This is a genomic window from Methylosinus sporium, assembly GCF_003113265.1.
Lineage (GTDB): Bacteria > Pseudomonadota > Alphaproteobacteria > Rhizobiales > Beijerinckiaceae > Methylosinus > Methylosinus sporium.
The window spans coordinates 1-19157 of sequence record NZ_PUIV01000044.1 but is presented as its reverse complement, the minus strand read 5'-3'; the positions used below and the strand labels follow the sequence as shown (position 1 = coordinate 19157).

Here is a 19157-nt window from a genome sequence, read left to right as displayed (position 1 = left end):
CGAAGTTCGTCGCCGGCGACATGCCCTGATCGAACCTCGAATAGCCTGATAACAACGCCGGCCGGGCCTCGCGCCCGGCCGGTTTTTCTTTGCGCTCCGAAGTGTCGGGGCGTCGCAGCGCGAGTCGCGGGCGTGAAGGCGGCAGTTATATCGCAGTGCGATATATGCGGCGTTTGGACGCAGGAGAAATTGTCGCGTCTGCGCCCGAAGGCGCATAGAATTTATGCATAGAGTCTCGCATCGGCCGAGGGCTCGCAGGCGCGAGCGACGCCGCGACAGGTCGACGAAATAGCGATTTCAAATCGATTCCTTTTTGCACTAAGAAAATCGGGACAAGCGAGGGCGAGGATTTTCGCCTCTCGATGCTCGAATCAAAAAAAAGGCGACGCGGCGACCCTCGAGGCGCGCGTGGTCGGGAGGAAGGAAAGCGATGATCGTTCGTTCCGTGAATTCGTGTCTGCTGGCGCTCGCGTTGCTCTTCGCATCCTTCTCCGCGACTCCGGCTCGCGCCGGGGGCGACGGCCCGGAAGCGATGGTCATGGACAATATGTGCATGGTCATGTTCGGATATGACATGATCCACATCACGGCCTATGAGGCCGAAGGCGCGCGTGAGCAATATTGCGAGCACATTCCCTTCGTCGGTCGCGTCATCTTCACTTTCGATATCGCCAATCCGGATTTTCGCGACCTGCCGCTCGAACTGCGCATCATTCGCGATCCGCTGACGCCGATCTCCGCAGATACGGATCTCGATCCGCTCACCATCATTCATCTGCCGGCGAAGCTGTATAAGACCGGCACCTTCAACTTCGAGCACAAATTCACCGATAAGGGTCATTTCATCGGCTATGTGACGCTCACCCGAGCGAATGGCGAGAAAGAGACCCAGCAGTTCAAATTCATGGTCGGTCAGACGCTGTGGTCCTTCGTGCCGCAGGCGCTCGGCGCCGTGCTGATCGCGCTCATGGTGGGCGTCTATTGGCGCCACAGCAAATCGACGCCGAAAAGCGCGAATCCCGTCGACGCGATGAAGTCGTCTTGAACGGATGCAGTCGACTGACCAGATCATGATGTGAATAAGCCAATAATATGGAGGAGCGACGATGAAGGTGAAGCTCGGAGCCGGTCTCGTGGCGGCGTTTCTATGCGTGAGCGCCGGCGCGGCGTTCGCCCATTCCTTTCTGGTCGACGCGTCTCCGTCGGCCAAGGATCATGTCGCCGCTTCCCCCAAGATCGTGAAGCTGCGCTTCGGCGGCGGCGTGGAGCCCAATTATTCGACGATCTCGATCATCGACGCCAATGGCAAGACGGTCGTCGAAGGCGCGAAGGGCGCGCCCGAGAAGCCGCGCGAGCTGACGCTCGACGCGCCCGATCTTTCGGCCGGCAAATATACCGTGAAATATCGCGTTCTCTCCTCGGATGGCCACATCGTCGAGGGGAAATACGAATTCACGGTCGACGCTCGCTAACTCTGGCTCTCGAACAAAAATGAAAGCGGGCGGCGCCGATCGGCGGGGCGCCGCGCCGCGTTCGTGAGCGTAACGGAAGTCGAAACTCATGGAATTGGCGACGCTTCGCTTCGTGGAGAGCGTTCTGTCCGCTCTCGCCGTCGGACTATTGCTGCTGCCGCGCCTCATAGAGGAGGATGGCGCGCGTTTCAAAAAGCCGGTCGCGGCGGCGGCGGTCCTGCGCCTGCTGCTCGGCTTCGGCCTCATCGTCGCTTCGGCGCGCAACATTATCCCGGCGGGACGGCCGCTCGATTCAGCGGCGCTGCTTCAATTCATCTTCGGCACGCTGATCGGCAAGGCCTGGGTGGCGACGCAGGTTCTCGCCGCCGTTTTCGCCGCGGCGGCATTGCTGCGGCTGCGGGTGAAAAATCTCTGGCTCGATCGCGCGACTCTCGGGCTCGGGCTCGCGGTGCTCGCGGTCGTCTCCGTCACCGGCCATGCGGTGGACGACAGCCTGCCGATCTATACGCAGCTGAGCTTCCCTTTCCATACTCTGGCGGGCCTCACTTGGATCGGCGGCCTGCTCGGCCTCGTCTATTGGATGATCACCGGCCGCGGCAAGCCGCCGGAGGAGGCGTGGCGCCTCGCCGAGCGCTGGTCGCTCGTCGCCAAGGCGGCCATGGTCATCGTGCTGATCAGCGGCCTTGTCCTGGCCTGGGAGACGGTCGGAAGCTTCGGCTTCATGCTGGCGACGCCCTATGGGCGTCTGCTCACCGTCAAATTGGCGCTGCTCTGCGCGGCCTTGCTGCTCGCCCTTTCGCTGGCGCGCTATCTGACGCTCGCCGGCTCCAAAAAGAGCTTCGATTTCGCCTGGTACGGCAAGATCGGCGGCTTCGAGGGGGCGTGCGCGCTCGGCCTTTTGTTCATCGCCGGCTGGATCGCCACCATCACGCCGGCGGCGCATGAGACCAATGTCTATTGGCCGCTGCCATTCCGCGTCACTTGGGCCGGCACTTGGGGCCTCAAGGTCACGCCCTGGATCGATCCCACCTGGCAATGGGGCGTCGCCGGCGCGGCCTTGGCGGTCGTCGCCGGCCTGGCCTGGTTCGCGCCTGCGCTTGCCGCCGCCATGGGTTTCGCGCCTTTGCCGCGGCTGCGCGATTGGCGAAAATATTCGACATCGGCGCTGGCGCTGGCGGCGGCGGTCTGCGGCACGGTCTCGCTGTCGGTGCAAGCCTATCCCGAGACCTATACCGATCCGCCCATCGCTTACACGGCCGCCTCGGTGAAGCGCGGCTATGAGACGTTCCAGGCCAATTGCATCGCCTGTCACGGCGTCACCGGCGAGGGCAATGGGCCCATGGCCAAGGGTCTGCCTGTGGCGCCCGCCGATCTCACCGCGCCACATGTCGCGACGCATACGCTCGGCGATATTTTCCATTGGCTGACCTATGGCGGGCAGAGCGGCGTCATGCCGGCCTTCGCCGATACGGTCACAGAGGACGAGCGCTGGGACCTCATCAATTTTCTCACCGTTCTGTCGAACTCGAACCAGTCGCGATTCTTGAGCCCCAAGGGCGTGATTCAATGGCTCGTCGCGCCCAATTTCGCGCTGGACGATCCCAAGGGCGAGATCGACGATGTCGAAAAGCTGCGCGGCGTGCCGACGCTGGTCTCCTTTGCGCGCTGCAAGCCGGAAGAGGCGGGTTTTGCAGATCGCGTCGCGAGCCTGAACGCCGCCGCCGAGACGGTGAAGGCGATGGGCGCGCATCATGTCACCGATTATTTCGGTGAATGCCCGGCCGATCCGAGCGCGCTGACGCCCAGTCATCCCGACGCCACGGAGCTCACCTATTCTCTCATCAACCATTATCTCGACGAGCCGGTCGTCAATGAGATTCCGGAAGGTCATTTCCTGATCGATCGCTCCGGCTATGTTCGAGCCCGCTTCCGCCATTTTGGGACCGACGACGGCAATCTCGCCTTGCTGAAAGCGCAGATCGCGCTGACCGCGAAAGAGCCGATCGTCTATGTCTCGCCGCATCAGCATTGAGAGGCGAGACGAAATGGCGCGCAATTCGTCGTATGGTCGCGATGCGGCGGACGGGGCCGAAGGCCCCGCAGACAATCAAGCGACGAATGCAAAGTCCGACGGCTTCGTCGGCGTGTAAGGGAGAACGCACATGATGATCAAGCGGCGTGATCTATTGGCGGCGGGCGGCGCTCTATTGGGCGGCGCGGCGTTGGGCGTCTCGACTCCGATGCGCTCGGCGCAGGCTCACGAATATGAGCTCGGCAAGCTGACGATCGAGCATCCCTGGGTGCGCGCGCCCAAGGACGGCGAGACCACGGCTTATTTCTACGCCTTCATCCACAATAAGGGCGGCGCCGACAAGCTCATCGCGGTGAAATCGCCGAATGTCGGTAAGGTCACTTTGCACTCCGACGCCAAGCATACGATCGCGCAAGGCGGCATCGCCATCGCGGCCGATAAGACCACGACACTCTCGCCCGAAGGCCCGCATGTCGTGCTGGCTGAGGTCAAGAAGATCAACCCCGTCGGCTGGGGAATGGAGCTCGTTCTCGTTTTCGAGAAGGCGGGCGAAGTGACGGTGGACGCGGCCGTCGACGCGCCCGACGCCAAACATGCGCATGACGCCGAGGCGATGCAGCGCTGGGAAAAGGCCCATCCGGAAGGCGGCGTGACCTCGCCGGCCGGCGACGCCAAAGAGCAAGGGCATCACCACGATCATCACGACCACGGCGATCACACGTCCAAGGACATGAAATGATCGTCCGGCCATCGTGATTCGATGCGCGGTTCGGCCTCGGCCGGGCCGCGCTTCTCACGACCTCAGTCGGTCGAATCCAAGCTGAGCAGACGGCCGGAAAAATCGCTCGCGTCGGAGGAGACGGCGGGCGTCGGCGGCGAACTGCGCGGGGCGTTGAGCGGCAGGGCGAAGCCCAGGACAAAGGCTGCGAGCGCCATAGCGGCGACCAGGAAAAGAGAAACCCTGAACTGACGCCGCGCCGACTCCGGATCGAAGCTGCGCGTAAAAGCCGGCTCCATACGGTCTTCGAACTTGTCCACCAACGACATGACGCACCCTCTCCGGGACGCTCCCCCGAACGTCCGACGCGTCGCGACCGCTCCCACGATCGCTCGGCGAAGAATAAACGGCGGCGCGCGCCGAAAAGTTTCACGTCGGGAGCAGTGGGCGGCAATTTTTTTGGCGAGGTGAATTTTTTGTGGTCGTCAAAGCGTCGATCGTAGCGGCGCAGCGGCGCCCGCATGGCGAAAACATGCGTCGCGCGCATTTGAGACAATTAGCGCGAACAATGTCGCCAGAGTGATCGCCCCGAGAGGGAGCGACAGCGCTGTCGCTATCGGACGCGCCACGAGAGGAATGACAAAGGCCGCGGCGAGCGCGCTCTTCATATAAGGGCCGAAGCCCCGCTCGAGTCCGAGAGACGCGAGCAGAGCGAAGGCGGGCGCGAGCGCCGTCATATCGTAATCGAGACAATAGGGCGTCGTGAGGAATGTCGCGACGATCGCTCCGGCGGCTTTGGCGCGATCATCGGCCCTGCTGCGCCACAGCCAGACGAGCGCGGCGAGCGTCGTCGCCGTGACCAGCGTCTGCGCGGCATAGGCGGTCGAGATGTCGGCGCCGAGCAGGCGGGCCGCAGCGAAGACGCTCTGGATTTTCGGAAAGCCCGCAGCGCCGCGCTCGACGACGAGATCGCGCGTGACGTCGAGATTCTGCGCGAAGGCGACCCAGCTCTCGGCTCCGAAGAGGGAGAGGCTGGCGAGCGTCATGACGGCGAGCGCGGCGGCGGCGAAGGCGAGCGCCCGCCAATGGCCGCCGACCATGAGCGCCACCGGCAGCGCGAGCGCAAATTGCGGCTTATAGGCGAGCAGCGCGAAGGCGAGGCCGGCGAGCGCCGGCCGGCGCTCTAGAGCGAGAAAGCCGAAGCCGAGCAGAGCGGCGGTCAAAAAGCCGTTCTGCCCATGGCCGAGATTGACCAGCGCCGCCGGAAAGGCGAGCGCCAGCAGCGCGACGCGCCAGCCCTCGACGCTCGTGGCGGCGCAGCGCATGAGCGCGAGCAGGGCGACGAGATAGAGCGCGAGCGTCGCCATTTGCCAGAGGGCCAGCGCCTCGAGATAGGGGAGATGCGCGAGCGCCGCCGCTGGCGCGAGAAAATAAGGCGGATAATGCCAGCCGAAGACGTCGCTATCGGCGCCGAATTCCGCGCGCTGCGCGGCGATATGGCGCTCGAGGTCGAAAGGCGCTTCCGGATGGCCGCGCAAAGTCTCGAGGCCCGCCACCCAGACCTGGCTGAAATCCGTGCCGAGGGGATGGCCATTGGCGTCGAAGCGGCCATTGGCAGTCATCAGCACGGCCGCGATACAGCCGATCGCGAGCAGCAGCAGCATGGCGGGATAGACGCGCAGGCGCTCCGCGTCGAGCCAGTCGCCGCTGCGCAACTTCTCCCACATGTTCCGCGCCCTTCCAGTGCCTTCCCGCCGGTTCGGCGTCGGAGCGAGCTTAGGCGCGAGAGGTTAATCGCTTCGTTTCGACGCGGGGGCGGAGGTGGATTTTCGATTGCCCGGCGCCGCCGCGGCGTCTATCTTCGAGACTGCGATTGTGCAGCGCACACTTCCTCCAGAGGAGCATCCCAAATGGCCTTTATCGCCGACGCTTTGTCACGCGTGAAACCTTCCGCCACGATCGCCGTGACGCAGAAGGCGCGTGACCTCAAAGCGCAGGGCAGGGAGGTCATCTCGCTCTCGGTGGGCGAGCCGGACTTCGACACGCCGACGCATATTTGCGACGCCGCCGTCGAGGCGATCCGCCGCGGGGAGACGCGCTATCCGCCGGTGCTCGGCATTCCGCAGCTGCGCGAGGCCGTGGCCAAGAAGTTCAAGCGCGAGAACGGCCTCGACTACAAGGCCTCGGACGTGATCGTCGCCACGGGCGGCAAGCACATCCTCTTCAACGCCTTTCTGGCGACGATCAATCCCGGCGACGAGGTGATCGTCCCGGCGCCCTATTGGGTCAGCTATCCCGAGATGGTCGCCATTTGCGGCGGAAGCACCGTCTTCGTCGACACGACGATGGAGCATGGCTTCAAGCTGCAGGCGGCGGACCTCGAGCGCGCCATCACGCCGCGCACCAAATGGCTGGTGCTGAACTCGCCCTCCAACCCGTCCGGCGCCGCCTATACGCATGACGAGCTGAAACAGGTCGCCGAAGTGCTGCTGCGCCATCCGCAGGTGCATATTCTCACCGACGACATCTATGAGCATCTCGTCTATGGCGATTTCAAATTCGCCACCATCGCGCAGGTGGAGCCGGGCCTCTTCGAGCGCACGCTGACGATGAACGGTGTCTCCAAAGCCTATGCGATGACCGGCTGGCGCATCGGCTTCGCCGCAGGCCCGGCCGCGCTCATCAAGGCCATGGACATGCTGCAGGGCCAGCAGACCTCGGGCGCCTGCTCCATCGCGCAATGGGCGGCGCTCGCGGCGCTGGAAGGCCCGCAGGATCATCTCGCCGTGTTCCGCAAAGCGTTTCAGGAGCGGCGCGATCTCGTCGTCTCCATGCTCGGCCAGGCGAAATATCTGCAATGCCCCTCGCCCGAGGGCGCCTTCTATGTCTTCCCCTCCTGCAAGGAGGCGATCGGCCGCAAAACGCCGGAGGGCAAGGTGATCGAGAGCGACGTCGATTTCGTCACCGCTCTGCTGGAGGCGGAAGGCGTCGCCGTGGTGCAGGGCTCGGCCTTCGGCACGGGACCGAATTTCCGCGTCTCCTATGCGGCGTCGAACGCGACGCTCGAGGACGCCTGCACGAAGATACAGAGGTTCTGCGCGAGCTTGGTCTGAGATCGAGCCGCCTGGCTTTCTCGCGACGGCGGTCTCCGTCGCGAGAAACGCGGAGCGAGGCAATGGATCGGAAAAGAGAACTCAAGCGCCAATTTTTGGAAACGCCCAAGGAGATGGGCGTTTTCCGCGTCTTGAACAAAGAGTCCGGTTTTTCGCTGCTCGAATGCGGACGCGACATCCATGCGCGTCTCAATCGGCACCAGACCGAGCTTCGGCTGGGCTCGCATCGCAACCGCGCCTTGCAGGACGATTGGAATCGTCTGGGAGCCGACGCTTTCTTCTTCGAGACTGTGGAACTGCTGAAGCCGGCTGAAAAACCCGACTATGATCCGGACGACGATCTGAAAGCTCTTCTCGCGCTCACACTGGAGCGCGAAGAGTTTTCGCCGGAGAGGCTCTATAATCCCACGCATTCGTGACGGTCACGAGCCTGATATTCGCGAGATGCGAGTCGGTTGTGACTTGGTTTTCGATCATGTTTGTTCGCAGGTTTACAAATGAACGCCTTCTTCGTCGCGCCCGGCGGGGCTGTTCTGCTCCTCCTCGCGGCAAATAGCATCGGCTTTCTCGTCAGCGTCGCACTTTCTGGCCAGCTCGTTATCCCGGCGGATGTTCTGCTGCGCATGGGCGCGCTTCATTCTGGGGCTTTCGTCGCGCAGGAGTATTGGCGTGCGGTCTCCTATGGTTTTCTGCACGCAAATCCCGGTCATCTGCTCGGCAATATGCTGGCGCTCGTCCTCTGGGGGCCGCATCTCGAGCGGCGCGTCGGCTTCAGCAATTTCCTGCTGATCTATCTCGTTTCGCTCATCGGCGGCGGCGTCGTCACGCATGAGACGCAGCCGGGTCCATTCCTCACCGTCGGCGCGTCGGGCGCTGTCTCCGGCCTGCTCGCGGCGCTCTTCGCGCTTTTCGTGCTCGGCGAGAGCGAGCTCGACGCCACATTTTTTCTGGTGAATTTCGGTCTGAATTTCGCGCTTTCCACGACCGTGCCGAATATCGATTGGCGCGCGCATTTCGGGGGCTTTGCGGCCGGCTTCATCGTCTGCGCGCTTCTCGATCTCTCGGCGCGGCTCGAGTCCGTCGTCTTGCGCTGCAAATTTCCCGAATTCGCCAAGGCCAATTGTTATGTCGCGCTCGCATTCGCGGGCGCTGCGGCCTGGACGATCGGCGGCGCGCCGCGCGATCGAACCGCGCTGATCGTGGCGGGCGGCGTCATTCTCGGCTTTTTCACGCTGGTGAAGATCATCGACCTTCTTCTTTCGGTGCGCCGCGGAGCGGCGTGGGCGGGCGTTCTGCTCGCTTCTCTCGACGCGGGGCTCACGCTGTCGGCCGTGAAAATCTGGGGAGGCGCGCTCCCGGATGTCTGCAAAATCCAATGGCCGGGGCCGGACGAAGCGACGCGCTTCGTCGGCTCGCTCTGCGCGCATCCTGTCGATATGGGTTTCGCCGGCGCGGGTTTGGCTTTCGTCGCGGCGCTATCGATGCAGCGAAACAGCATTCTCCGCGGCGCGCGGGACGCGGGCGGCTTCGTGGCCGCGTCTTTCGTCGGCGAGCGCAAGCGACGACGCGGGCGCGGTCTATAGAAAAATTTGACGGCGGCGACGCATCGCGCCGCCGCCGTATGAAAACGTCTTATTTCGTCGAGGCCTCGTAGAGCTCCTCGACATATTCCCAATTCACGAGATGCTCGAGGAAGGCCTTGAGGAAGTCGGCGCGGCGGTTGCGGTAGTCGATGTAATAGGCGTGTTCCCACACATCGGCGACCAGTAGTGGCTTGGCGCCGAACACCAGCGGGTTTTCGGCGTTCGGGGTCTTGCGCACGGCGAGTTTGCCGTCCTTGATCTCGAGCCACACCCAGCCCGAGCCGAACTGGCCGAGACCCTGGGTCTGGAACTCTTCCTTGAACTTGTCGACCGAGCCGAAGGACTCGACGATCGCCTTCTCCACCTTGGCGGGAATCGCGCCGCCGCCATTGGGCTTCAGCCACTTCCAATATTCGGAGTGGTTGTAGATCTGCGCCACATTGTTGAAGATCGGCACGTTTTTGCCATAGGAGGCGACAATGATCTCCTCGATCGGCTTGCCCTCGAACTCGGTGCCTTTGATCAGATTATTGGCGTTGGTGACATAGGTCGCATGATGCTTGTCGTGATGATACTCGAAGGATTCCTTCGACAAATAGGGCTGCAGCGCATCATAGGCGTAGGGAAGGTCGGGAAGGGTGAAGCTCATAATCCTTGCTCCTGACTTGGGTTCGCGAGCGCAGCATTCTCCGCTCGCCTCTACCTAGAACCCGGCAGGGCTCCAAGCAATCTCGCACGGCCGCAGTCTAACAATTTTCGTGCAAAGCTCGGACGACAAGCGCATTCCGGGCGCGAAAAAACCCGCCCGATGGGGATCGGGCGGGCTCGAAGGGGCGGTTTCTCACTCGGCGTGGTGAAGGGCGCCGTCTGCGCCGGGCTCGGTCGGCGGGCGTCGCCAGGCGATCAGCCAGAGGCCGGCGGAGAGCGCCAGAAATCCGATTCCATAGAGGACATATTCGATCATGTTCCACAGGCTGAGCACGCCGACGCGGAAGGGAAAGCGCGAGCTCCACTCATGGCCGTCGCGATCGGCGACGGTGATGATGGCCACATAATTTCCCGCCTCCTTGAAGTCGTGCTCGAAGGTCATGGTGGCGTTGCGATGGATTTTCGGCGGCGCGTAGAACTCGGTCGCCGTGGCGCTGTCGCCGGCCTCGCCGACATCCTTGACGATGCGCACGCCGATGGCGATGTCGCGCACATCCACGGCCGGAGCCGGGGGCGCCGCATTGGACGCCTGATTCTGCGCCATGTAGGAATCGGGGAGTCGTCCAGACTCCACGGCGGTCAGCGCGATCACCGTCTGGCCGGTTCTGACGATATCGTCGCAGAATTCTTCGGGCTCGCCTTTGCGCTGATAGCCGATGAAATGCACTTTCACCGGGCCGACCGTCGCCACGCATTCGTCCTGCTCGAGCTTTACGCCACCATGCGCCAAAGCAGAACCGGTCGTTGCCGAGGCTGATACCAAGACAAGTGCAAATAAGCTACGCCTCATAGAGCGCGTATCCATGGTTTCGACTCCCCTGAATGAGGCGGATCGTCGCCGATCTTCGTTATGGAGACTTCCGTCTCCCCTTTTGATGTTTGGTTTGGTGACCACGAATTCCATGTGGCGTTACGACGCATATTTGTTGTTTTCGAGGGGCTTGAATATTATCCGCCGGCGCCGGTCGCGGGGCGCGTGAAGCCTCTCCATAATCGCGCCGGAATTCTCGCGCCGAATGGCAGATGAAAACCGTCGGAGCGACGCGCGGGCTGGCGTGCTAACAGAACGGGACGACGCGATTGCGTCATGCGAGAGCAAAGAGGCGGAACATGCGAGGCGTCTGGTTCTTTCGTCTGTCGCGTTGGGGCGTGGCGGGGCTCGGCCTGACGCTCGCGCTCTGGGGCGTGGCGGCGATGTTCGAAGGCTGGGACAAAATCCAGATCGAGCGCGGCTGGAGCCTGTTCATCTCGGGCGCCGTGGCGGTTTCTGGAGGCGTGGTGACGCTGGCGATCGCCGCCGCTCTGTCGCGGCTCGATCATGCGCTGGCGACGCTCGCTCCGCGCGTCGCGGTCCCGGCCGCCGCCGCAGAACCGCCTGCTCCCGTCCCGCCGCCGGCCACGGCGACTCCGGCCGTGGCGTCGCCGCCGGGATTCGAGGCCTATGCGCCGAAACGTTTCGTCGCGGAAGAGCCGGTCGAGGTCGACCGCTACGAGAATGGCGGCGCGCTCTACGTGATGTTTTCGGACGGCTCGGTCGAGATTCGCGACGAGAGCCGCGTGCGGCGCTTCGCTTCGCTTTCCGAACTGAGGGCGCAGGTCGGCGCGTGACGTCTCAGATCGCGAGCGATATTGTCACCGGCACATGGTCCGAGGGGCGCGTCCAATTGCGCGCTTCGCGCAGCACATGCATCTGTTCGAGCGTTTCGGAGAGCGCCTCGCTCGCCCAAATGTGATCGAGCCGGCGGCCGCGGTCGGATTTCTCCCAATCCGAGGCGCGATAGCTCCACCACGTATAGAGCTTCTCCTCCTTGGGCACGAAGCGACGCATGGTGTCGATCCAGCGTCCTGCGTCGATGACGCGGCCGAGCTTCTCGACCTCGATCGGCGTATGGCTCACCACTTGGAGCAGCGCCTTGTGGCTCCAGACGTCCTGCTCCAGCGGCGCGATATTGAGATCGCCGACGAGGATCACGCGGCCGTCGGTCACGCGATCACGCTGAATCCATTCGGCCATCTCGTCGAGAAAATCGAGCTTATGCGCGAATTTCGGATTGATCTCGCGATCGGGCTCGTCGCCGCCGGCCGGCACGTAGAAATTATGAATGGTGAGCGGCGTCCCGCCATTGGCGAAGCCGACGGACACATGGCGCGCGTCGCCTTTCTCGCAGAAATCGCGCGTCTCCAGCAGTTCCATCGGCTGTTTCGAGACGATGGCGACGCCGTGATAGCCCTTCTGGCCATTGATGGCGAAATGCTCATAGCCGAGCGCGCGAAAATCCGAATAGGGGAATTCGGCGTTGCGGCACTTGGTCTCCTGCAGGCAGATCGCGTCCGGCGCGTGCTCCTTCAAGAATTGCGCGACGATCGGCATTCGCAGGCGCACGGAATTGATGTTCCAGGTGGTGATCTTCATCCGCTTGTCGTTTTCTCGAGAGGGAAAATCCGCGCCGCCGTTCAATCAGCCGCCGCTGCGGTCGCCGAACAAGAAAGGCGCCACGTCGGCGACGCCGGGCGGCTTTTCGGCGCTGAAGGGCATGGGACGGCAGACCGCCATGGCCGAGAGGCCGACGCGCGCCGTCAGCAGGCCGTTGAGCACGCCTTCGCCGAGCTTGGCGGAGAGCTTGGCGGCGATGCCGTGGCCGACCACCTGCTGCAGGATCGAATCGCCGATGGCGAGCCCGCCGGTGATGGCGAGATGCGCGCCGACCGAGCGCGCGAGCTTGAAAAAGCCCAGCATTCCCGGCCGTCCGCCATAGATTTCGGCGATGCGGCGCATCAGCCTGATCGCCTGCGCGGCGACGAACAGCACGTCGAGCAGCGCGCGCGGGCTGACCGTGGTGACGATGGAGACGCGCTTGGAGGCGTCGGCGATCTCGCGGCGCGCCTGCGCGTCCAGCGGATGCGCGATATGGCGCTCGGCGAGATCGACGAGATCGCGCCCGTCGATGATCTGCTGCGAAAATTCCAGCACCAGCGCGCGCGCGCGGCCGGTCTCGGGGCGGTCCTCATAGAGCTTGCACAGCTCTTTCACATGTTCGCGTGCGGCTTTGATGTCGTCGCGCCGGCGCGCCTCGGCGAGGGCGATATGCAGCCGGGCGACTCGGTTCTGCCGCGCGATGGCGACGATTTCCTTGGCGAGCATCGCCAGCGCCGCGACCAGCGCCGCGCCGGCGAGGGCGAGCCCGACCGTTCCGAGCAGCGCCGAATGGGCGAAGAGGTCCTCGACGAGATTGGTGAGCCACATGCCGCCGGCCAGCGACAGCAGGCCGGCCAAGGCCGAGACGAACAAGCCGCCCCAGGAGACCAGCATACTGCGCAGGACTCCGCGCTTCTGCGCGGCCTCGATCGCCTTCTCCTCCTCGACGAAATCGCGCGGCGTCTCGGCCTCCAGCGCGAAGACGTCGATCTGCGCCTCGACCATGCTCGGCTGGGCGCGCTCCGCCTCCTGGGGCCGCGCGCTCGCGGGCCGCGCGCTCTTGGGCGGAACGATCTGCTCGCCGTCGAGGCGAAAGGCGCGCGGGCGCGGTCTGCGTTCTGGTTCCGTCATCTCTGTCGCTTCGATAGCGCTTTCGCCCCGCAGCTTTCTAGCGCATGGGCGTGCGCCCCGCTCGGGAAAATTGCCGCGCGCGCCGAGCTCTCGACAGAAATCAGCGGGGGCGGGGCGCGCTCCCTCAGCCCCCGCCGGACGGCTCAGGCGGGAGCCCAGGCCTGCCGTGCGGCGAGCTTTTCATTCTGTTCGACCGCCCGCAGCCGCGCCGGGCGGTTCTCGAGGCCGCCCCAATAGGCTTCGAACTCCGGTCTCTTCTCCAATACGCCGAAGCGCATCCCGAAGCCGATCATCGAGCCCACATAGACGTCGGCCGCGCTGAAGGCGTCGCCCGCTATATAGCGCCGGCCGGCCAAGGCCGCCGCCAGCGTGTCCACCACGGCGGCGTAGGAGCCGTAGCCGAAACGGCGCTGCATGTCGGCGGCGGGGTCCCAGCCGACGGAATGGTTGGTCATCGCCGGCTCCACGCAGCCGGCGGCGAAGAACAGCCAGCGATAATAGGCGCCGCGCTCGGCCGGCGGCGGCGCGAGGCCCGCCTGCGGAAAAGCGTCGGCGAGATAGGCGCAGATGGCCGCCGCTTCGGTCACCACTTTGTCGCCGTGGCGGATCGCCGGCACCTTGCCCATCGGATTGATCGCGAGAAATTCCGGCGATTTGATCGACTTCCCATAATCCTCGATCTCGATCTCATAGGGCGCGCCGATCTCCTCGAGCAACCAATGGACGATCATGCCGCGCGATTGCGGATTTGTGTAGAAAGTGAGCGCATCGGACATGAGGTCTCCCTTGGTTCGTCCCGATATGGAACGTGCATAAGCCGAGGCCCTGTCAGATTCTGTCAGTATGGAGCGGCGCCATTCTTTTTGCAGCGCCGAACGCCGGCGCGGCGGGCGTTCGTCCAGCAGGGTCGCAGCCTCGATCCGGTCGGCGCGGAAATGGCGGAAGTCGCCGCGGAGTTCGCACCAAGCGACGAGCACGCGGACGGATTCGAAAAAGCCGAGCGCCACGGGCCAGACGACGCGCTGGGTGCGCGCGCCTTTTCCGTCGTTGTAGGAGATGGCGAGCTTGCGCTCCTCGCGCAGCGCGCCGCGCAGCAGCTTCAGCTCCCCGGATTGGGCCTTGCGCCAAGGCGGGCCGATGATGAGCGCCTCGTCCTGCGATCGCATCCGCAACCCTTGCGGTAGAACCGCGGATATTTTCGCCATGGCGCTATTCGCGGCGCGCGATAGCCCGTCGTCGGTGCGACGCGCGACCCATGCGGCGCCGAGCGCCAGCGCCTCGATCTCTTCTTCGGAGAACATCAGCGGCGGCATCAAAAAGCCGGGACGCAGAACATAGCCGACGCCCGGCTCGCCATCGATCTCCGCGCCCATGGCCTGCAGCGCGGCGATGTCGCGATAGAGCGTGCGCAAGGAGACGCCCGCCTCGCGCGCGAGTTCTGCGCCGGCGACGGGATGTCGGCGGCCGCGCAGCAGCTGCAGGATTTCGAAGAGGCGGCCGGCGCGAGACATGGCGCGAAATTAGCACGAATGCGCGGCGCGGATCGCGCTATTCGACCGGCGGAAAGGGCAGCTCGATCTGGCGCGCGAGCAGGGCGGCGAGCTGAGACTGGCGAGTGACGCCGGTCTTGGCGAACACGCTTTTGAGATGCGAGCGAACGGTCGCCGAGGTCGTGCCGTGCCGTTCGGCGATCTGCTCCGGCGACAGGCCCTCGGCGATCGCGCCGGCGACATTCGCTTCGGCGGCGGTGAGATCGAAGAGTCCGCGGATCAGCGCCGTATCGGGCGCGCAGCTCCTCGTGAGCGGCGTGACCACCATCAGGCTGTAGCCGCCGTCGAAGAAATCGCGCGCATCGGCGATCATCGGAACGAGATGGACGAGGACCGTGACCTCGGCGCGGCCACGGGCGGGAAAAGAGCGCGCCGTCACGGCGGCGGGAGCGGAAATATCGGCGAGACCTCGCCGCAGCAGGGCGTCGGCGGCGGCGTCGGCGAGCGCGACGCGATCGCCGGGCAGCCATTTGACATAGCGCGTCAGCTTCTCGATGAGGGCGTTGGCGACCAGCGCCCGGCCGCGCAAATCGAGGATCACGGCGGGAAGTCCGATCAGCGACAACGCCTCGGTGGCGGCGCGCAGCCGCTCGAGCCGCCAACGCGCCGCCAGAAGTCCGGCGCGGGCGAGATGCGGGCGAAAGGAGTCGAGGCGCGCGATGGCGTCCGGCTCGAAGCGCGGCCGGCCGGCGCGGCGCGCCAGATGGACCACCACGAAATCGTCGGTCGGCATGGGCATAGCCATCGCCGCGGCATGGTGCAGGCCATTGGGAGTTCCCCAATGCGTCATCACCGGATCGGCGAGCCATTCCTCCGCCGTGAAGACTTCGGCGGCGTCGACGAAGCCGGCCCGATTCGCCGCGAGCAGCCGCGTGGGCGACTCGCTGCGCGCGACCTCCGGCGATCGGAGATATTCGTCGACCCCGACCATTCCGGCGGAAAAGCGCCAGCCGGCCCAGGCGTCGCTGCGTCGCGTGAGGATGACGCCGCCCGCGGCGTCGGCCGAGGCGGCGAGATCATGCATCACCTGCGGCCACAGATCGGGATCGGTGGCGGCGCGATAGATGTCATCGATGAGGCGGTCGGAAGCGGTCATGGCGGAACTCGACAGCGAATATAACGTTTCGAGGCGAGAAACTACACGTAAACTGGTGGAGCAGCTTCCGAGCCAATCTCGGCCGAGGGGGGCGATAGGAGCTCGGCCGAACTCGATCTGGTTTTCGTCGATCGGCTCTTCGTCTTGCGGGGAACGGCGCGCTCGACTAGTTTGCGCGCCGCGTTCGGCGAAAGGCGCCGGCCGCACGACGCGGGTCTTTATTCCTTGGCGTTCTTTTCATTTCCGGAACTCGGCGCGCTGGCGGTCGGCTATCTGCTCGGCTCGATCCCGTTCGGCCTGCTGCTGACGCGGCTCGCCGGGACAACGGATATTCGCTCCATCGGCTCGGGCAATATCGGCGCGACCAATGTGCTGCGCACAGGGCGCAAGGATCTCGCCGCCGCGACCTTGCTGCTCGACGCGTTGAAAGGCGCGGCCGCCGCGCTGATCGGCGGGATGATCGCGCCCGACGGCGCCGTAATCGCCGCCGCGGCGGCCTTCGTCGGCCATATCGCTCCCGTCTGGCTGAGCTTTCGCGGCGGCAAGGGCGTTGCGACATTTCTCGGCGCGCTGTTCGGCCTCTCCTGGCCGGCGGGCCTCGCCTTCGCCGGCGTGTGGCTGTCGATGGCGGCGCTGTTCCGTTACTCGTCGCTCTCGGCGCTCGCGGCGAGCCTGGCTTCGCCGCTCGTTCTCGCAGCCGGCGGCCATCACCGCGAGGCGATCGTCTTCGCCGCAATGGCGGCGATGCTGTGGTGGAAGCATCGCGATAATATACGCCGTCTGCTCGCCGGCAGCGAGAGCCGCATCGGGCAGAAGGCATGAGCGAGCCGTCCTCCGCTTCGCGATTGACGGAGGAGCAGCTCTTTCATTGGCTGCGGCTGATACGTTCCGAGAACGTCGGGCCGCGCACATTTCGTCAGCTCGTCAATAAATTCGGCGGCGCGCAGGCCGCGCTGGAGGCGCTTCCCGCTCTTCTCGCGCGCTCCGCCCATGGACGAATGATCCGCATCGCCGAGCCGGACGACGTGCGCGCGGAGATGGAGCGCGCGAAGCAGCTCGGCGTTCGTTTCGTGTCGCTCGGCGACGCCGATTATCCCGCGCCGTTGCGCGCGATCGAGGCGGCGCCGCCGCTGCTCGCGCTGCGTGGCTCGGCGGAGATTTTGTCGCGTCCCTGCGTCGCCATCGTCGGCTCGCGCAACGCCTCGGCCGCGGGACTGACTTTCGCCGAACGTCTGGCGCAGGGCCTCGCGCGCGAAAATTACGTCATCGTCTCCGGCCTCGCGCGCGGCGTCGATCTCTCCGCCCATCGCGCGAGCCTCGCCGCGGGAACCATCGCCGTGCTCGCGGGCGGCCATTCGCGGCCATACCCTTCCGAGCATCGGCCGCTGATCGAGGAGATCATCGCGCGCGGCGGCGCCGTGGTGACGGAAATGCCGCTCGAATGGGAGCCGCGCGGCCGCGATTTTCCGCGTCGCAACCGCATCGTCTCGGGCCTGTCGCGCGGCGTCGTCGTGGTGGAGGCGGCGCGTCGCTCCGGCTCGCTCATCACCGCGCGCTTCGCTATGGAGCAGGGCCGCGAAATCTTCGCCGTTCCCGGCTCGCCGCTCGATCCGCGCGCCGAGGGGACCAATGATCTCCTGCGCCAGGGCGCCACTCTCTGCATCGGGCCGGACGATGTCACGCGCGCGCTCGCCGCCGGCGCCGGGCGCCAGGGCGATCTCTTCGGCGAAGGGGACGCGCCCGCCGAGGAGCCGTTCTGGGAAGAGATGGACGATCTCTTCTCGCTGCAGGAGCGAACGAGCGCCTTCGCGCATGATCGCGCTGCGCCCCTGGCTCTCGTGTCCGTGGCTCCAGAGCCCGCCGAGAGCGCATCGCGAAACGGAGAGCCGGCCACGGACGACGAGACGACAGACACGGTCGATCCGGTGACGCGCGTCACGGCGTTGCTCGGCCCGGCGCCTGTCGCGATCGACGATCTCGTGCGCGCGGCGGGGCTTCCCGCGCGCGAGGTCAACGCCGCGTTGCTGGAGCTCGATCTCGCCGGACGTCTCGTGCGACACGGCTCCAATCTCGTCTCGCTGGCGTGAGCGCGCGTCGCGCCGATCGCGTCAGCGCCCGTCGCCGACGGCGGCCGCCTCGCGCGATTTCGTCTCCGCCTCGACACGCGCCAGATTGAGGAAATAGGCGAGCATCGTCAGCTCGGACCGATTCGCCATCGTCGCCAGCTCGCCCGCCATTTCGGCAATGTAATTGGCGAGAGACGCGATCGTCGCTTCCGACTGTGTGGGGATGACGTCTCGACTGTCGGACATATTTTCCTCGCCTCGGCGCGAGGCGCGCGCCGGCAATTCGAATTTTCAACCTATAGTCGTAAAATGCCTCGCTGACGATGCATTGTCAACGAGGCCGGAGCCGCGTTTCGTCGCGCCGCCGAGCTCGCTGTCAAGCCTTCGTGGAGGGTCGGCGCCGTGGCGGCGGCCGAAGAAATTCGGCGAGATACAACTCAAAGTTTTCATATTTCGGGCGCGCTTAGACGACAGCAGCGTTAACGGGGCGTTTTTTTTGACGCTCGACGGTCTGGACGGAAAGTAAGCGCGCCTTAGTTCCCCTTCACCTGGACCGCTGTTCTTCCATCGGAACGGCGGCGTAATTGGAATTTTTCTCGAGGCGCGACTTGAGCGACCGATGCGTTGGGGGACTGATATGTGCGTTGGCTTGTCTTCACCGACCGCGCTCCTCCCGGCGCATCCGGTCGTCCGCGCCATCGTGACCGCCGTTACATGATGAAACGTCTCGCCGGCGCTCGCGCGCCGCGACGAAAGGTTCCGGCCGCCTGGTTCGGGCGGCGGGAAAGGGGGGCGAGAGCCACGAGGAGCTTGGGTCATGAGCAAGGTTGTGAAGTTGTCTCTGCTCGGCGCTGCTGGCGCCGTGATCGGCTTCGCCGCGCCCGGCGCGGCGGTGGCCGGACCGGTCGGCATGGCGAATGTCGCGTCCGTGTCGCTTCCGGCGTCGACGGACGAGGTTCATTACCGTCGTCATCGCGAGGGCCGTTCCGCCCATTATTGCCCGCCGCGTCGCATCGAGCATCGCACGGTCTATGTGCGCCGCATCATCGAGCGCCGCACCGCCTACTATCCGTTGTATGAGCGCCGCACGGCCTATGTCGCGGCTCCGGTGGCGACTGCGGTCGTCGTGCCGGTCGTCGCGGCCAGCTACGCCTATCCCTCCTATGGATATGGCTATGGCGGCGGCGGCCCGGGCATCATCGGCGCCGGCGCCGGTCTTCTCGGCGGCGCGCTGAACATCGGCTTCGGCGGCGGCGCCGATGATGCCCGGGC

20 protein-coding genes are annotated in these 19157 nt (G+C 65.0%); 11 read left to right on the top strand and 9 right to left on the bottom strand.

Annotated features, from left to right (window positions below; all coding sequences use genetic code 11):
• The first annotated feature begins 430 nt into the window (after positions 1-430).
• The 4 genes from C5689_RS17570 (at position 431) to C5689_RS17555 (ending at position 4243) form a co-directional block, all read left to right on the top strand.
• Positions 431-1045 (top strand): hypothetical protein, encoded by a 615-nt coding sequence (locus tag C5689_RS17570; RefSeq protein ID WP_108918536.1) that lies wholly within the window; start codon positions 431-433, stop codon positions 1043-1045.
• A gap of 61 nt (positions 1046-1106) precedes the next feature.
• Positions 1107-1472, top strand: a complete 366-nt coding sequence (locus tag C5689_RS17565) for a copper resistance CopC family protein (protein ID WP_108918535.1) — start codon at positions 1107-1109, stop codon at positions 1470-1472.
• Between the two features lie 88 nt (positions 1473-1560).
• Positions 1561-3504, top strand: a complete 1944-nt coding sequence (locus tag C5689_RS17560; protein ID WP_108918534.1) for a c-type cytochrome — start codon at positions 1561-1563, stop codon at positions 3502-3504.
• Positions 3505-3634: 130 nt separating this feature from the next.
• Positions 3635-4243, top strand: a complete 609-nt coding sequence (locus tag C5689_RS17555; protein ID WP_108918533.1) for a copper chaperone PCu(A)C — start codon at positions 3635-3637, stop codon at positions 4241-4243.
• A gap of 62 nt (positions 4244-4305) precedes the next feature.
• Here C5689_RS17555 and C5689_RS17550 read toward each other — a convergent pair whose 3' ends face one another.
• Positions 4306-4551 carry a hypothetical protein gene (locus C5689_RS17550; RefSeq protein ID WP_108918532.1) on the bottom strand — a complete coding sequence of 82 codons (246 nt, stop codon included), beginning with the start codon at positions 4549-4551 and terminating at the stop codon, positions 4306-4308.
• Between the two features lie 156 nt (positions 4552-4707).
• Positions 4708-5949, bottom strand: coding sequence for a glycosyltransferase family 87 protein (locus C5689_RS17545; RefSeq protein WP_108918531.1), 1242 nt, complete (start codon positions 5947-5949; stop codon positions 4708-4710).
• 183 nt (positions 5950-6132) lie between these two features.
• Between C5689_RS17545 and C5689_RS17540 the strand changes: the two genes are divergently transcribed.
• From C5689_RS17540 to C5689_RS17530, 3 genes are all read left to right on the top strand, one after another.
• Entirely contained in the window at positions 6133-7335 is a 1203-nt protein-coding gene (locus tag C5689_RS17540; RefSeq protein ID WP_108918530.1) for a pyridoxal phosphate-dependent aminotransferase, read from the top strand.
• Between the two features lie 62 nt (positions 7336-7397).
• Entirely contained in the window at positions 7398-7754 is a 357-nt protein-coding gene (locus C5689_RS17535) for a GIY-YIG nuclease family protein (RefSeq protein WP_108918529.1), read from the top strand.
• Between the two features lie 78 nt (positions 7755-7832).
• On the top strand, positions 7833-8918 hold the full coding sequence (locus tag C5689_RS17530; RefSeq protein WP_108918528.1) for a rhomboid family intramembrane serine protease: 1086 nt from the start codon (positions 7833-7835) through the stop codon (positions 8916-8918).
• A 49-nt stretch (positions 8919-8967) separates the two neighbouring features.
• Here the strand turns inward: C5689_RS17530 and C5689_RS17525 are convergent, their stop codons facing one another.
• Positions 8968-9567 carry a superoxide dismutase gene (locus tag C5689_RS17525; protein WP_108918527.1) on the bottom strand — a complete coding sequence of 200 codons (600 nt, stop codon included), beginning with the start codon at positions 9565-9567 and terminating at the stop codon, positions 8968-8970.
• 192 nt (positions 9568-9759) lie between these two features.
• A complete protein-coding gene (locus tag C5689_RS17520; RefSeq protein ID WP_244594779.1) occupies positions 9760-10356 on the bottom strand; it encodes a hypothetical protein in 597 nt (198 codons plus the stop codon).
• A 380-nt stretch (positions 10357-10736) separates the two neighbouring features.
• On the opposite strand from C5689_RS17520, the gene C5689_RS17515 reads away from it, so the two are divergent.
• Complete coding sequence (locus C5689_RS17515) at positions 10737-11234, top strand: hypothetical protein (RefSeq protein ID WP_108918525.1); 498 nt, start codon at positions 10737-10739, stop codon at positions 11232-11234.
• Positions 11235-11238: 4 nt separating this feature from the next.
• On the opposite strand, the gene xth is transcribed toward C5689_RS17515, so the two are convergent.
• The 4 genes from xth to C5689_RS17495 all read right to left on the bottom strand — a co-directional run bounded on the left by xth (position 11239) and on the right by C5689_RS17495 (position 15819).
• Positions 11239-12039 carry an exodeoxyribonuclease III gene (xth, locus tag C5689_RS17510; RefSeq protein ID WP_108918539.1) on the bottom strand — a complete coding sequence of 267 codons (801 nt, stop codon included), beginning with the start codon at positions 12037-12039 and terminating at the stop codon, positions 11239-11241.
• Between the two features lie 45 nt (positions 12040-12084).
• Positions 12085-13173: a YcjF family protein gene (locus C5689_RS17505; protein WP_108918524.1), complete on the bottom strand. Its 1089-nt coding sequence runs from the start codon at positions 13171-13173 to the stop codon at positions 12085-12087.
• Positions 13174-13316: 143 nt separating this feature from the next.
• A complete protein-coding gene (locus C5689_RS17500) occupies positions 13317-14684 on the bottom strand; it encodes an HTH domain-containing protein (protein ID WP_108918523.1) in 1368 nt (455 codons plus the stop codon).
• Between the two features lie 37 nt (positions 14685-14721).
• A complete protein-coding gene (locus tag C5689_RS17495) occupies positions 14722-15819 on the bottom strand; it encodes a helix-turn-helix transcriptional regulator (RefSeq protein ID WP_108918522.1) in 1098 nt (365 codons plus the stop codon).
• 225 nt (positions 15820-16044) lie between these two features.
• On the opposite strand from C5689_RS17495, the gene plsY reads away from it, so the two are divergent.
• Both plsY and dprA read left to right on the top strand, forming a co-directional pair.
• Positions 16045-16641, top strand: a complete 597-nt coding sequence (plsY, locus tag C5689_RS17490; RefSeq protein WP_108918538.1) for a glycerol-3-phosphate 1-O-acyltransferase PlsY — start codon at positions 16045-16047, stop codon at positions 16639-16641.
• Positions 16638-17906, top strand: a complete 1269-nt coding sequence (dprA, locus tag C5689_RS17485; RefSeq protein WP_108918521.1) for a DNA-processing protein DprA — start codon at positions 16638-16640, stop codon at positions 17904-17906. The genes plsY and dprA overlap by 4 nt, the downstream gene beginning before the upstream one ends.
• Before the next feature lie 21 nt (positions 17907-17927).
• On the opposite strand, the gene C5689_RS17480 is transcribed toward dprA, so the two are convergent.
• Positions 17928-18131 (bottom strand): hypothetical protein, encoded by a 204-nt coding sequence (locus tag C5689_RS17480; protein ID WP_142864422.1) that lies wholly within the window; start codon positions 18129-18131, stop codon positions 17928-17930.
• Positions 18132-18702: 571 nt separating this feature from the next.
• On the opposite strand from C5689_RS17480, the gene C5689_RS17475 reads away from it, so the two are divergent.
• Positions 18703-19157: hypothetical protein (locus C5689_RS17475; protein WP_108918537.1), on the top strand; the 455-nt coding region annotated here is incomplete at its 3' end.